Below are 13588 nucleotides of genomic sequence, written 5' to 3'. Positions count from 1 at the left end.
CTTGATCAGGAGAGCAGCCGATGACCATCGACTACACCCCCGGGCCGCTTCTGGACGCAGCCCGCACCACCCCCACCGCCCTGTGGAACGACTCCGCCGACCCTGACGAGTTGGCCCAGTCCATCTCCTTCGGCGGCGTGGGCGCCACCTGCAACCCCGCCATCGCCTACACCTGCATTAACCAGCGCAAGGACGTCTGGCTGCCGCGCATTGCCGAACTCGCCACGGAGATGCCCCACGCCAGTGAGTCCGAGATCGGCTGGCAGGTGGTGCGCGAGTTGAGCGTCAAGGCCGCAGCCCTCCTGGAGCCCATCTTCGAGGAGCACAAGGGCCGCAACGGCCGGCTGTCGGTACAAACCGACCCGCGTCTGGCCCGCTCCGCCCAGGCCCTGGCCGACCAGGCCGAGGAGTTCTCACGGCTGGCCAAGAACATTATCGTTAAGATCCCCGCCACCTCCGAGGGCATTAAGGCCATTGAGGACGCCACCTACCGCGGGGTCTCCATTAATGTCACCGTCTCCTTCTCCGTCGCCCAGGCGGTGACCGCCGGTGAGGCCATTGAGCGCGGCCTTGCCCGCCGCGAGGCCGCGGGCAAGGACACCTCCACCATGGGCCCGGTGGTCACTCTCATGGGCGGGCGCCTGGACGACTGGATTAAGATCGTCGCCAAGCGCGCCAACCTTTTCCTGGACCCCGGCCACCTGGAGTGGGCCGGCGTGGCGGCCCTCAAACGCGCCTACCAGGAGTTCCAGGCCCGCGGCCTGCGCGCCCGCGTCCTGTCCGCGGCCTTCCGCAATGTCATGCACTGGTCCGAGCTCGTCGGCGGCGACCTGGTCATCTCCCCGCCCTTCGCCTGGCAGAAGCTCATTAACGACTCCGGATACAAGGTCACCCCCCGCATCGACGTGCCGGTGGCGCCCGAGATCATGGAGACCCTGCTGAGCATCCCGGAATTCGTGCGCGCCTATGAGCCCGAGGGCATGACTCCCGCGGAGTTCGACACCTTCGGCGCCACCGTGCGCACCCTGCGCGGTTTCCTCCAGGCCGACGCCGACCTGGACGCCCTGGTGCGCGACGTACTCATGCCCCAGCCCTGAATAGGGCCGCTCCACCGGCACGGACCGCCCGGCCCCGCCCATCGCCCCTCAACATCCACACCCAACTGAAAGCAGGAGCAACGATGCTCAAGATCGCCGTCATTGGAGCGGGCCGCATCGGCCACGTCCACGCCAAGACCATTGCCGGCCACCCGGCCGCCGAGCTCACCCTTGTCGCCGACCCTTTCGGGGACGCCGCGGACAAGCTGGCCACCCTCTATGGGGCCCGCTCGTGCAAGGATGCCGAGGAGGTCTTCTCCGACCCGCAGGTGGACGCCGTCATCGTTGGCAGCCCCACACCACTGCACATCCCCCACCTCCTGGCCGCCGCCGCAGCGGGCAAAGCAGTTCTATGCGAAAAGCCGATCGCCCTGGACATGAAAGACGTTGAGGCGGCCCGCGCCGAACTCGACGCCGTCAAGGTCCCGGTCATGTTCGGCTTCAACCGCCGCTTCGACCCCTCTTTCGCCGCTGTGCACGCCGCCGTGGCCGCCGGCAGGATCGGGCGGCTTGAGCAGCTGACCATCATTAGCCGAGACCCCGCAGCACCGCCGGTGGAGTACATTGCGGTCTCCGGCGGCATCTTCCGCGACATGACCATCCACGACTTCGACACCGCCCGCTTCTTCCTGGGCGAGATCACGGAGGTCCACGCCGTGGGCCAGAACCTGGATCCCGCCATTGAGAAGGCCGGCGACTTCGACGCCGCCGTGGTGACCCTGCGCGCCGCCACGGGGGCCGTGGCCACGATAATTAACAACCGCCACTGCGCCTCCGGCTACGACCAGCGCCTAGAGGCCTCAGGCCGCGACGGAGCGCTCTTCGCCGAGAACATCCGCCCCACCACGGTGCGCCTGTCCAACGCGGAGGTCACTGACGCCCAGGAGCCCTACCTGGACTTCTTCCTGGAGCGCTACGCCGACGCCTACCGCCTGGAGCTGTCAGCCTTCATTGAGGCCGTCGAGGCGGGCACAACACCGCCCACGAGCATTGACGACGCCATCCAGGCCCTGCGCCTGGCTGAGGCGGCCACGCAGTCGGCCAGGAGTGGGAAGCCGGTGCGCTTGGGTTGAGCACTCCCGGTCCGGGTGGGCGCCGTTCCCCGGGGGCGGCGCCCACCGCTTCACCGCCCCCCCTTCCACCCGGGGGCGGCACCGCGCCCGCAACACCCGGCGCCGGCCGCAGCGCTGCAGGACCGGATGGGGCGCTCAGGCCCCCACCGCCGTCGTCCCGCGAAGTACGAGGCTGGGCATGACGAAATAGGCGCTCCCACCCTGGGGACGGGCTCGACTCACCACCCCCGGGGGCATGATCCCCATGGTCTGGGCCTGCTCGGGGTGCACCCGCCCCAGCAGCGCCCGCACCGCCACCTCGGCCAGGAGACCCGCGTCCTGGTGCACAGTGGTCAAGGAGAAGGAGGAGACCGCGGTCACCGGGATGTCGTCGTAGCCAGTGATCGCCACGTCCTGGGGCACCCTGACCCCCTGACGCCGCAGTTCCATGAGCGCCCCCACGGCGCAGTGGTCATTGAAGCACAACAGCGCCTCGGGGAGCCGATCACCCAGAAGGACCTGCACCGCCCGGGCTCCGCTTTCCTCGTCACCGCCGCCGGGAACCACCCGGGACAGGCCGGCCAGGCCATGGTTCTCCATGGCGGTGAGGTAGGTGCGGGCCCGTAACTCCGCAGCGGTCTCATCGGCCCCATCCAGGTGGACAATGCGCCGCCGCCCGGTCATGACCAGGTGGTCCACCAGCGCGGTGACGCCAACATCGTCGCGAGAATGGACCTCGTCGACATCCGCCAGCCCCGTGCTGGTGCAGATGAGCACGCCCTGGGCGCGCTCGACGGCACCGGCCAGGACCGGGGCCGCCACGTCGGGGTCAATGAGGATAAGCCCCTCGCAGCGCTCCGACAGCAGTCCGCGCAGGCCCTGGGCCACGTCGCGGTGCGGGGTGGAGGCGGCCAGCACCAGGGAGTGCCCCAGCTCGGAGCAGGCGCGGTACAGCCCGTCAACGATCTGCCCCTGGAACGCCTGCCCTACGGCGAAGCTGGCACCAATGAGTCCGGTGTGACGGCTGCGCAGGAGGCGCGCCCGCGGATCAGCCTCATATCCCAGTTCTCCGGCCACGCGCAGGATCTCCTCGCGGGTCGACGCGGCCACACCCGGACTGCCGTTGAGGGCGGCGGAGACGGTGGAGATGGAGCGCCCGGCACGGGCCGCGACCGTGGCGATCGTCGCCCTGCCATTCCGCCCTTGCGCCATGGAACCTCCAAATGCACGGGCACGACCGCCCGCCTAACCGGATCATGGTAACGGCACGGGAGCAGCATCTTCCCATTCACACCTTGTCCTGACATTAATACTTATGTAATCTATGGGTGTGCTCGCCACCGCCGATGGGCACAACACCGCGAGACGCCGGCCAGCACCACCGATAAGAACTCAACGAAGAGGGACCACCCGCCATGACCACCGTTTACAACCCCGCCACCGCAATCAAAGACCCCCACGGCATCACCTGGGGCATGCACCCCATCTCCTGGCGCAATGACGACATCCCCGAGGTCGGAGAGTGGAACACCCTGGAGGACATGCTCGAGGACCTCGCCGCCGTTGGCTACGCCGGCACTGAGTGCGCCGGGTTCTTCCCGCCCAAGGAGGAGGTCAAGGCCGCCGTCGAGGCCCACGGACTGCGAATCGCCGCGCAATGGTTCTCCTCCTTCATTGTGCGCGACGGCGTGGAGGCCGTCATCCCCGAGTTCGAGGACAAGTGCGCCTACCTGGAATACCTCGGCGCAAGCCGTGTGGTGGTCTCCGAGCAGACCGGAAGCGTCCAGGGCATCCGCGACGTCAGCATCTTCACCAACAAGCCGGTCCTCACCGACGCCGAGTGGGAGGTGCTGGCGGCGGGCCTGAACCGCCTGGGGCAGATCGCCCAGGCCCACGGCCTGGAGCTCGTCTACCACCACCACCTGGGCACCGTCGTTCAGACCAAGGAGGAGACGGTGCGCCTTATGGAGATGACCGACCCGGCCAGGGTCTCACTCCTGTTCGACACCGGGCACGCCTTCGTCGGCGACGGCAACGTCATGGGCTTGCTGCGAGCCACCATCGACCGGGTCAAGCACGTCCACTTCAAGGACGTGCGCCCCGAGAAGATGGCCGAGTCCCGAGCCGCCGGCCGCTCCTTCCTGGACTCCTTCTTGGCCGGCATGTTCACCGTGCCCGGCGATGGCTGCATTGACTTCACCGAGCCCTACCGGCTGCTGGTGGACCACGGCTACTCCGACTGGATCCTGGTCGAGGCCGAGCAGGACCCGGCAGTGGCCAACCCCCTGGAGTACGCCCGCAAGGCGCGCGCCTACCTGGAGGACACGCTCTTCACCGCCTGAGGCGCTCCGCCCCGCCGACGCCGCAGCCGGCCCATCCGGCCGCTGGGCGCCGGCCCCGGCCGCAGGCCCTGACGGCTCCCCCATCCGGACAGTGGACGGGGGAGCCGTCGTTTTCCCGGCGCGCCCGCACGCGGCCACATCAGTCATCTGACCTCTCTGCATCCTATTGACAGGACATTGTTCACGCGCGTGAACTTGATATGCGCGTAGCTCCGCGCGCACCGCCCACCCACAGGGTGCGAACAGAAGGATCCTCACATGACCGCACAGTCAACGGACCCCACCAGGGAGGAGATCGACTCCCTGGTCAAGCAAACACCCCCGTCCGGCGCGCGCCGCTCAGTAGGCTTCGTGGCCGTGGTCGCCACGCTGGGCTCACTCCTCTTCGGCTATGACACCGGTGTCATCTCCGGGGCGCTTCCCTACATGTACCTCCCCCAGGCCGCGAACGGACTCCACCTGAACTCCACTGAGGAGGGCCTCGTCGGCGGCATCCTCCTCATCGGCTGCGCCTGCGGCGCGTTCTTCGGCGGCCGCCTCTCCGACGCCTACGGGCGACGCCACAACATTCTCATGCTCGCGGCGATCTTCCTCTTCGGCGCCCTGGGCTGCACCTTCTCCCCCAATATCTGGGTCCTGTACGCCGCCCGCTTCATCCTGGGCCTGGCCGTTGGCGGCGCCTCCGCCACCGTCCCCGTCTACCTGGCCGAGACAGCGCCGAAGTCCATCCGCGGCACCCTTGTGGGCATCGACCAGCTCATGATCGTCACCGGCCAGTTCCTCGCCTTCGCCGTCAACGCCGGCATCGCGCGGATCACCGGCGGCCCCGAGGCCACCGTCACCTCCGTGGCGCCCGGCACCACAATCAAGATCGACGGCGTCGAGCAGGCCGTCGAGGTCGGCAGGACCTACAGCTGGGATGTCCTCAAGAGCGTTCAGGACGCCATCGCCGTCGACGGCGGTACCGGCAACACCTGGCGCTACATGCTCGTCGTGTGCTCCATCCCCGCCATCGCGCTGTGGCTCGGCATGCGCATGATGCCCGAGTCGTCCCGCTGGCACGCCTCCCAGGCTCGCTACATCCAGGCCATAGCCGAGCTCAAGCGCGTGCGCAGGCCCGACGACGACATCGCCGCCGAGATCGACGAGATGATCGAGATCAACCGCCGAGAGGCCAGCGCCGAACGCTGGAGCCTCTCACGCTGCTTCCAGATCCGATGGACGCGCAAACTCCTCATCATCGGCGTGCTGGTGGGCGTCTTCAACCAGACCACGGGCGTGAACACCATGATGTACTACGCCCCGAAGATCCTGCAGAACGCGGGTTTCGGCACCGAGTCGGCCATCACGCTCACCGTGCTCACCGGCATCGCCTCCGTCATCGGCTCCTCGCTCGGCCTGTGGCTGCTGCTGCGCTTCTCCCGGCGCGGGGTCCTCCTGGGCGGCACCATCGGCCTGACCGTCATGCTGTGGGTCATGACCGCCGTCTTCCTGTTCGGCATCAACCCCCACCTCGACGACGCCGGCAACATCCTGAACACCATGCCCGCGATGGTCCCCTACCTCGTGGTGGTCGTCATCGTCGTCTACATGCTCTTCATGCAGGGCGGCAACGCCCCGGGCACCTGGGTCATCATGTCCGAGCTCTTCCCGACGCGCATGCGCGGGGCGGCGATGGGCTTCGCGGTTCTGTGCCTGTGGGTGGTCAACGCGATCATCACCTTCCTCTTCCCCATCATGATGGACAAGCTCGGGCCGGTCATCACCTACCTGACTTTCTCCATCATCAACGTCATCGCGGTCATCTACATGCATCGCAACGTCCCGGAGACGAAGTACTCCTCCCTGGAGGAGCTGGAGGAGGAGTTCCAGCAGCGCTACGCGTGACATGGGCGCCCCACTGCGAACAGCGCGACCAGGGCGGGGAGTCGCCTCGCGGGCCAGTCCCCCGCGCCATCGGGCCGGGCGCCGAAGGGCGCCCGACCCGATGGGGGCTCCGCGGAGCGAATCACCACCCCGGCTTCAACGCTTCAAGCAGCGCATGATTAGACTGCTCCTCACAAGCCATCGCCAGTGAGGAAGCATATGAGCGCGCACGCCGCCACGCAGAGCGACGTCGCGCTCGCCGCGGGAGTCTCCCGCTCGCTGGTGTCCCTGGCCCTCGCCGGATCGCCGAAGGTCGCCCGCGAGACCCGCGAGCGCATTGAGCAGGTGGCCCGGGACCTGGGGTACCGCGTCAATGTGTCGGCGTCGTCGTTGGCGCGGCGGAGCTCGACGATCATCGGGCTCGTGCTGCCCAACCTGCGCAACGCCTTCTTCGAGCGCATGGCAAGGTGCCTCAATGAGGCCGCCTCGGATCGGGGGATGACGCTGTTCGTCACCGTAGGCTCGGAGGACCCGGTGGCGCTGCACCGGGCCATCGACTCGCTCCTGGGCGTGCGGGTGGCGGGGATCGCGATGGTTTCCCCGTGGCTGACCGGCGAGGATGTGGTGGCCGTGGGCGAGGAGGTCGCCACCTGCGTCATCGGGCGCAAGACCCCGGGCGGCAGGATCGACGCCGTGCATATCGATGAGCGCGCGGCCGCCGGGCTCGTTGTGGAGCACTTGCGCGAGCGGGGGGCGTCGTCATTGGTGTACGTGCGCCCCCGGAGCGGCGACGAGACCTCCCGCCACGAGAGGGAGATCGCCCTGACCGGCGCTGCCGAGGAGGCGGGCCTGCCTCTGGTCGTCTACGGCTGCCACGACGAGGCCGGACCCGCCGTGCGGGCGGCGGTGAGCACGCACCCCGAGCCGCTGGGCCTAGTCATGCACAACGACGTCCTGGCGATCGACGCCGTGCCCGCCTTGCGCGCCGTGCATCGCAGCCAGGACTCCCCCGTGTTCATCGCCTCCTACGACAACACCTACCTGGCCCAGCGCGAGGAGTTCTCGCTGACGAGCATCAACCAGCCCGAGCCCGTCATGGCGGCCCGGGCCATCGAGTTCATCTGCCAGCGGGCGGGACTGGACTCCCAGGTGACCCTGCCCGCCGACGAGCCGGCGCGCAGCGTGGTTCTGGCCCCCACCCTCGCGATTCGGGCCTCCTCGGCGCGGTAGGGGCGTCGGGAGCGCGCCGCTCCGCTCGACCGCGCCTGCACCCTCATTGTCCAGACAAAAGGTCATATCTTCTCTGACGCCCTTGACACCGCACGGCGCCGATGACAGCATTGCTCACACCAATTCACGCGCGTGAACTACGGAAGTTCCAGCATTGTCGAGACCGCCCTCAGCATCCGTCAATAGCACCCGTCAATGAGGATAGGAAGGCACACCCATGAGCACATCACCCGCCTCACTCTCCGTCGCAGTCATCGGCGCGGGCATGGCCGGCACCACCCACGCAAACGCCTGGCGCCAGGTCGGCACCGTCTTCGAACTCGGCCTGCCCAAGGTCCGCCTGGCCGCCATCGCCGACGCCTACGAGCCCTTCGCCGTTGACGCCGCCGAGCGCTACGGCTACGAGAAGGCCGTCACCGACTGGCGCACCATCGCCGACGACCCGAGTATCGACATTGTCTCCATCGTCGTGGGCAACGCCCTGCACCGCGAAATCGCCGAGGCCATGATTAAGGCCGGCAAGCACGTCCTGTGCGAGAAGCCGCTCGCGGACACGCTTGAGAGCGCCAAGGCCATGGCCGAGGCGGAGAAGAGCGCCGGCGTCGTCACGGCGGTCGGCTTCACCTACCGCCGCAACGCCGCCGTCGCCGAGCTCGCCAAACTCGTGGCGACGGGGCACCTGGGCGAGATCAACCACTTCGATGGCCGCTACTGGTGCGACTACGGCGCCGACCCGAACACTCCCATGGCCTGGCGGTACAAGGGCCCCATGGGCTCGGGCGCCCTGGGCGACGTCGGCTCCCACCTCATCGACACCGCCGAGACCATCTGCGGTCCGCTGGTGAGCGTCTCCGGCGCCGCCATGATGACCTCCATCAAGCAGCGCCCCGTCGCCGCCGGGCACGTCACCCGCGGCACCGCGCTGGACACCGCGAACGCCGTCTACGAGGACGTGGAGAACGACGACGTCGCCACCTTCACCGCGACCTTCGCCAACGGCGCCGTGGGCACCTTCTCCTGCTCGCGCGTGGCCTGGGGCCTGCCCAACTCCCTCATGGTGGACGTTCTGGGCTCCAAGGGCCGCGCCTCCTGGGACCTGTCCCGCTGCGGGGAGATCAAGATCGACGATATCCACTCCCCCGCCGGCCTGGGCGGCGCGCGCCGGGTCCTGGTCAACCCGGACTTCCCCTACTTCGCCCGCGGCTCCTCAATGGCGTTCGGCGGGGTGGGGCTGACCCAGATCGAGCAGTTCACCTACCAGGCCTACGCCTTCCTCCAGCAGGTGGCCGGCGTCACCGATGGGGCCCTGCCCCCCTGCGCGTCCTTCGCCGACGGCTACCGCGAGATGCTCATCGCCGACGCGATCGCCCGCTCCGCCGCCGCCGGTGGGGCCCCCATTGACCTAACCGCCCTCAACTGACATCACCGCCATCGCCATACCGCGCACGATCACGCAAGGAGTTCATCATGCCACTCAACTACGGCGCCTACACCGCATGCCTCGGCGACCGCCCACTGGCCGCAGCCCTCGACGTCCTCAAGGAGGCCGGCCTGACCGGCGCCGAGATCAACGCCGGCGGCTTCATCCCCTCCCCCCACTGCCCCGTGGATGCGCTGCTCGCCTCGGCGGCGGCCCGCGAGGACTACCTGGGAGTCTTCGAGTCCAAGGGCATGCGCCTGGCCGGCCTCAACACCTCCGGCAACCCGGTCTCCCCCCTGCCGGGCGAGGGCATTAAGCACGCCCACGACCTGCGCCAGACCATTGAGCTGGCGGGCCTGCTGGGCGTGGGCGAGATCGTCACCATGTCCGGAACTCCCGGGACCGACCCGACGGCCATCTACCCCACCTGGGTGGTCAACCCCTGGAACGGCATTGACATGGAGATCCTGGACTACCAGTGGAGCGTCGTCGTGCCCTTCTTCAAGGAGATCGATGCCCTGGCCCGCGACAATGACGTTCAGGTCTGCCTGGAACTCCATCCGCGCAACCTGGTCTTCAACGTGCCGAGCTTCGAGCGCCTGGTGGAAGAGACCGGCGCCACCAACATTAAGGTGAACATGGACCCCTCTCACCTGTTCTGGCAGCACATGGACCCGATCGCCGCCACGAAGCGCCTGGGCTCTCTCATCGGCCACGTCCACGCCAAGGACACCAAGATCTTCCCCGGAGCGGCCTACCGCGGCGTACTGGACACGGACTTCGGCCACGTCCCGGCCGACGCTGAGGGCAAGGTCCCGGTGGCCTACGGCTACTGGTGCAACGCCTGGCCCCAGGATCCAGCCTGGCGCTTCGTAGCCTTCGGCCTGGGGCACGACACCGATTACTGGACTGAATTCCTCAAGGCCATTGAGGAGGTCAACCCGGACATGAACGTCAATATCGAGCATGAGGACGCCGAGTACGGCAATGTCGAGGGCCTGAAGATCTCCGCTAAGAACCTCCTGGAGGCCGCCGCCAGACTGTGAGGGCCGCACTGGGGGCGGGGGCCCTGGGCGCCCCGCCCCCGGCCGAGCGGAGATCAGGAGTTCGTCGACCCGCGCGAGCGGGAGTGGTCCACGTAGTCCAAAGGAGTGGTCTCGTCGAGCTCGGCATCGACCCGCGCGAGCGGGAGTGGTCCCGCCCCGTAGCGCAACCCCCGCCCTGAGCAGCCTCCCACACCCCATCGCAACCCCATCGCACACGACGAAAGGTCAGGTCGTGCTCCCAGCACTCCTCGGGCTGCCCCATATGAGCACCACCGCCTGGGCCATGCTGGTCTTGGCGGCGGCATTGGCCGGCATTGCCAAGACCGCGCTGCCGGGCGCTGCCACCATTGCCGTAGCGCTGTGCGCCGCAATCCTGCCCGCCAAGGAGTCCACTGGGGCAATGCTGCTCATGCTCATGACCGGCGACCTTCTGGCGGTGTGGAGCTACCGCAGGGACGCGGACTTCAATATGCTGCGACGGCTGGTGCCCGCCGTCGGTGCGGGCGTGGCCGCCGGCGCCCTCTTCCTGCGCCTGGCCTCCAATGACTCCACCCGCCGCATTATCGGCCTTATCCTGCTGCTCCTCATCGCCGTCACCCTCGTGCAGCGGCGCCCACGGCCCCGGCGCCATGGCCGCGGCAGCGGCCCTGGGGCGGACGGGGCGGACGGGGCACCGGGCCCGGCCGCAAGAGACTCAACGGGCGAAGCCAGCAGCGGGGCACTGGCGGCCAACGCCCCACGGGGTGCGGAATCGCCGCCAAGACCACCGGCCCTCGCCGACGCCCCACCAGCCGGCTCCCACACCTCGGTGGCGAGTTCACGCTCCGCCCGTCTTCTCTACGGCGGCCTCGCCGGCTTCACCACCATGGTGGCCAATGCGGGGGGCCCGGTCACCTCCATGTACTTCTTGGCCTGCCGCTACCCGGTCAAGGCCTTCCTGGGCACCACCGCCTGGTTCTTCTTCGCCGTCAACCTGATCAAACTGCCCTTCTCCATTGCCATCGGCCTGGTCAACCCCACCACCATTGCCCTGGCCGCCGTCAGCGCCCCGGTGGTCGTGGCCGCGGCCCTCATTGGCCGCAGGCTCGCCGAGCACATGGACCAGAAGGTCTTCGAACCCATAGTCGTCGTCCTGACCGTCGTCTCGGCGCTACCACTGCTCGCGTGAGACCCCGGCGCCCCGACCCTAAGGGGCGGGGCACCGGCCCCGGGCCGCGAGGCGCTCCCGTCGTATTCACCGGGTGCCCGCGGATCCCAATAGGACCGCAATCGGTCCGCATGTGCCCCTTTCCACATCATCGCCGACCGCCGACCCGGGCCCTTGGTCGCATCTTTGCGCCCTCAAAGGGCAGAATCGGGCAGTGAGGGGCACCGGACGATCCCGACCCACCCAACTCAACGTCGAGACACGAGAAGGATCCATCGTGGCGCGCAGCATCTATATCGCTTCACCCAACGCCGGAACCGGTAAGTCGACCGTGGCACTGGGCCTGGTCGCCTCTCTGACCAAGGTCGTCGCGAAGGTGGGCGTGTTCCGTCCTTTCACCGGATCGCGCAACCTGGACCCCTTCCTCAACCTTCTGCTCTCACGCTCCGGCTCGACCACCCCCGCCGACCAGTGCGTGGGCGTGACCTGGGACGAGTACCATGCCGACCCCGAGGGCTCCCTGGCCCGGATTGTCACCGCCTACCGCGCTGTGGCCCGCAACCACGATGTTGTCATCATTGACGGCTCGGACTTCTCCGATGTCGTCGGAAACCCCGAGTTGGCCCTCAACGCCCGCGTCGCCGCCAATATGGGCGTCCCGGTGCTCCTGGTGGTCTCCGGTCAGGGGGCGCCGGAGGACGTGCGTAGTTCCGTCGAGGTCTCCATGGCCGAGATCTCGGACAACCTGGCTCGCACGGTCGCCGTTGTCGCCAACAAGTGCCCAGCCGACTCGCGCTCCGCCGTGGCCCAGGCCCTGCGGGGCATTAAGGGCATCGCCACCACGACCCTGCCCGAGGTCCCCCTCCTGGCGGCCCCCTCGGTGCGCGAGGTCATGAAGCGCATTGACGGCACGCTCATCTCCGGGGACGAGGCCCTACTGGACCGCGAGGCCGAGTCGGTGCTCGTGGCCGCCATGGATGTCTCCCACCTTCTGGAGCGTCTGCGCGAGGGGCAGGTCGTCATTGTCCCGGCCGACCGCTCCGCGGTCCTCATCTCCTTGGCCGCCGCCCAGGCCTCCTCCTCCTTCCCCTCTATGGCCGGCCTGGTGCTCAATGGGGGTTTCGCGGTCGCCCCCTACGCCATGCGCCTGCTGCAGGGCCTCAACCAGCCCCTGCCGGTCATGACCTCCGCCCTGGACACCTTCGACGCCGCCTCGGCGGCCGGTTCCTTGACCGGGGCCCTGGCCCACGGCTCCGAGCGCAAATTGGACGTGGCCGTGACTACTTTCGAGAAGGAGGCCGACGTCGACGCGCTCATGGCCGCCTTGGAGGTCGAGCCCTCCGGGGTGGTCACCCCCATTATGTTCCAGGCCGAGCTGGTGGAGCGCTCCCGCTCCCACCGCAAGACCATTGTCCTGCCCGAGCCCGACGACGACCGCGTCCTGCGCGCCGCCGACGCCATTTTGCGTCGCGGCATCGCCGAGATCGTCCTGCTGGGAGAAGAGACGACCGTGCGCGCCCGCGCCGCCGAGCTGGGCCTGGACATTGCCGCCGCCCGGGTGGTGTCCACCAACGACGCCGAACTGCTGGAGAAGTACGCCACGGAGTTCGCCCGCATCCGCGCCAAGAAGGGCGTCACCCTGGAGCAGGCCCGTGAGAAGGTCCAAGACGTGTCCTACTTCGGCACCATGATGGTCCACATGGGTGATGCCGACGGGATGGTCTCCGGTGCTGCGCACACCACCGCTCACACCATTGTCCCCTCGTTCCAGATCATTAAGACGCGCCCGGGCACCTCGATCGTCTCCTCGGTGTTCCTCATGCTCCTGGAGGACCGGGTCCTGGCCTACGGCGACTGCGCCGTCAACCCCGAGCCCACGGCGGAGCAGCTAGCGGACATCGCCATCTCCTCGGCGGCCACGGCCCGCCAGTTCGGGGTGGAGCCGCGCGTGGCCATGCTGTCCTTCTCCACCGGCACCTCCGGCAAGGGCGCGGACGTGGACAAGGTCCGGGAGGCCACTGAACTGGTGCGCGCCAAGGCCCCCGAGCTGGCGGTGGAGGGCCCCATCCAGTACGACGCCGCCATTGACCCGACCGTGGCCGCCAAGAAGGCGCCGGACTCGGCGGTAGCCGGACGGGCCACCGTCTTCATCTTCCCCGACCTGCAGTCCGGCAACATTGGCTACAAGGCGGTGCAGCGCTCCAGCGGTGCCATCGCCATTGGCCCCGTGCTCCAGGGCCTGAACAAGCCGGTCAACGACCTATCCCGCGGCGCCCTCGTGGAGGACATTATTAACACCGTCGCGATTACTGCCATTCAGGCCCAGGCCTGAATCCTTGGGCGGTGCCGTCACTCCCCGACAGACGGCACCGCCCATCCCGTCCCACC

General features: G+C 68.4%; 10 protein-coding genes. 9 read left to right on the top strand and 1 reads right to left on the bottom strand.

Annotated features, from left to right (window positions below):
* Nucleotides 1–20: 20 nt before the first annotated feature.
* Together EUC46_RS01820 and iolG are read left to right on the top strand one after the other, a co-directional pair.
* Nucleotides 21–1097: a transaldolase family protein gene (locus EUC46_RS01820; RefSeq protein ID WP_128772495.1), complete on the top strand. Its 1077-nt coding sequence runs from the start codon at nucleotides 21–23 to the stop codon at nucleotides 1095–1097.
* Between the two features lie 83 nt (nucleotides 1098–1180).
* Nucleotides 1181–2170 (top strand): inositol 2-dehydrogenase, encoded by a 990-nt coding sequence (gene iolG / locus EUC46_RS01815; protein ID WP_128772494.1) that lies wholly within the window; start codon nucleotides 1181–1183, stop codon nucleotides 2168–2170.
* A gap of 135 nt (nucleotides 2171–2305) precedes the next feature.
* Here the strand turns inward: iolG and EUC46_RS01810 are convergent, their stop codons facing one another.
* Complete coding sequence (locus EUC46_RS01810) at nucleotides 2306–3361, bottom strand: LacI family DNA-binding transcriptional regulator (protein ID WP_128772493.1); 1056 nt, start codon at nucleotides 3359–3361, stop codon at nucleotides 2306–2308.
* A 203-nt stretch (nucleotides 3362–3564) separates the two neighbouring features.
* On the opposite strand from EUC46_RS01810, the gene iolE reads away from it, so the two are divergent.
* From iolE to pta, 7 genes are all read left to right on the top strand, one after another.
* Nucleotides 3565–4491 carry a myo-inosose-2 dehydratase gene (gene iolE / locus EUC46_RS01805; protein WP_128772492.1) on the top strand — a complete coding sequence of 309 codons (927 nt, stop codon included), beginning with the start codon at nucleotides 3565–3567 and terminating at the stop codon, nucleotides 4489–4491.
* Nucleotides 4492–4749: 258 nt separating this feature from the next.
* The gene (locus tag EUC46_RS01800; RefSeq protein ID WP_128772491.1) at nucleotides 4750–6378 is read left to right on the top strand and encodes an MFS transporter; all 1629 of its coding nucleotides are present in this window, start codon (nucleotides 4750–4752) and stop codon (nucleotides 6376–6378) included.
* Between the two features lie 198 nt (nucleotides 6379–6576).
* Complete coding sequence (locus EUC46_RS01795; RefSeq protein WP_128772490.1) at nucleotides 6577–7587, top strand: LacI family DNA-binding transcriptional regulator; 1011 nt, start codon at nucleotides 6577–6579, stop codon at nucleotides 7585–7587.
* 217 nt (nucleotides 7588–7804) lie between these two features.
* Nucleotides 7805–9007 carry a Gfo/Idh/MocA family protein gene (locus tag EUC46_RS01790; RefSeq protein WP_128772489.1) on the top strand — a complete coding sequence of 401 codons (1203 nt, stop codon included), beginning with the start codon at nucleotides 7805–7807 and terminating at the stop codon, nucleotides 9005–9007.
* A 47-nt stretch (nucleotides 9008–9054) separates the two neighbouring features.
* The gene (locus EUC46_RS01785; protein WP_128772488.1) at nucleotides 9055–10053 is read left to right on the top strand and encodes a sugar phosphate isomerase/epimerase family protein; all 999 of its coding nucleotides are present in this window, start codon (nucleotides 9055–9057) and stop codon (nucleotides 10051–10053) included.
* Nucleotides 10054–10315: 262 nt separating this feature from the next.
* Entirely contained in the window at nucleotides 10316–11221 is a 906-nt protein-coding gene (locus EUC46_RS01780; RefSeq protein ID WP_128772569.1) for a sulfite exporter TauE/SafE family protein, read from the top strand.
* Between the two features lie 256 nt (nucleotides 11222–11477).
* Entirely contained in the window at nucleotides 11478–13532 is a 2055-nt protein-coding gene (pta, locus tag EUC46_RS01775) for a phosphate acetyltransferase (RefSeq protein ID WP_128772487.1), read from the top strand.
* The last annotated feature ends 56 nt before the right edge of the window (nucleotides 13533–13588 follow it).

The organism is Actinomyces oricola (assembly GCF_004104015.1).
In the GTDB taxonomy this organism is placed as follows: domain Bacteria; phylum Actinomycetota; class Actinomycetes; order Actinomycetales; family Actinomycetaceae; genus Actinomyces; species Actinomyces oricola.
This window is presented reverse-complemented; position numbering and strand designations above follow the sequence as displayed.

Coding starts and splice junctions, on each gene's coding strand:
- iolE (WP_128772492.1), top strand. CDS start 3,565: ATGACCACCGTTTACAACCCCGCCACCGCAATCAAAGACCCCCACGGC.
- EUC46_RS01810 (WP_128772493.1), bottom strand. CDS start 3,361: ATGGCGCAAGGGCGGAATGGCAGGGCGACGATCGCCACGGTCGCGGCC.
- iolG (WP_128772494.1), top strand. CDS start 1,181: ATGCTCAAGATCGCCGTCATTGGAGCGGGCCGCATCGGCCACGTCCAC.
- EUC46_RS01790 (WP_128772489.1), top strand. CDS start 7,805: ATGAGCACATCACCCGCCTCACTCTCCGTCGCAGTCATCGGCGCGGGC.
- EUC46_RS01795 (WP_128772490.1), top strand. CDS start 6,577: ATGAGCGCGCACGCCGCCACGCAGAGCGACGTCGCGCTCGCCGCGGGA.
- EUC46_RS01785 (WP_128772488.1), top strand. CDS start 9,055: ATGCCACTCAACTACGGCGCCTACACCGCATGCCTCGGCGACCGCCCA.
- EUC46_RS01820 (WP_128772495.1), top strand. CDS start 21: ATGACCATCGACTACACCCCCGGGCCGCTTCTGGACGCAGCCCGCACC.
- EUC46_RS01800 (WP_128772491.1), top strand. CDS start 4,750: ATGACCGCACAGTCAACGGACCCCACCAGGGAGGAGATCGACTCCCTG.
- EUC46_RS01780 (WP_128772569.1), top strand. CDS start 10,316: ATGAGCACCACCGCCTGGGCCATGCTGGTCTTGGCGGCGGCATTGGCC.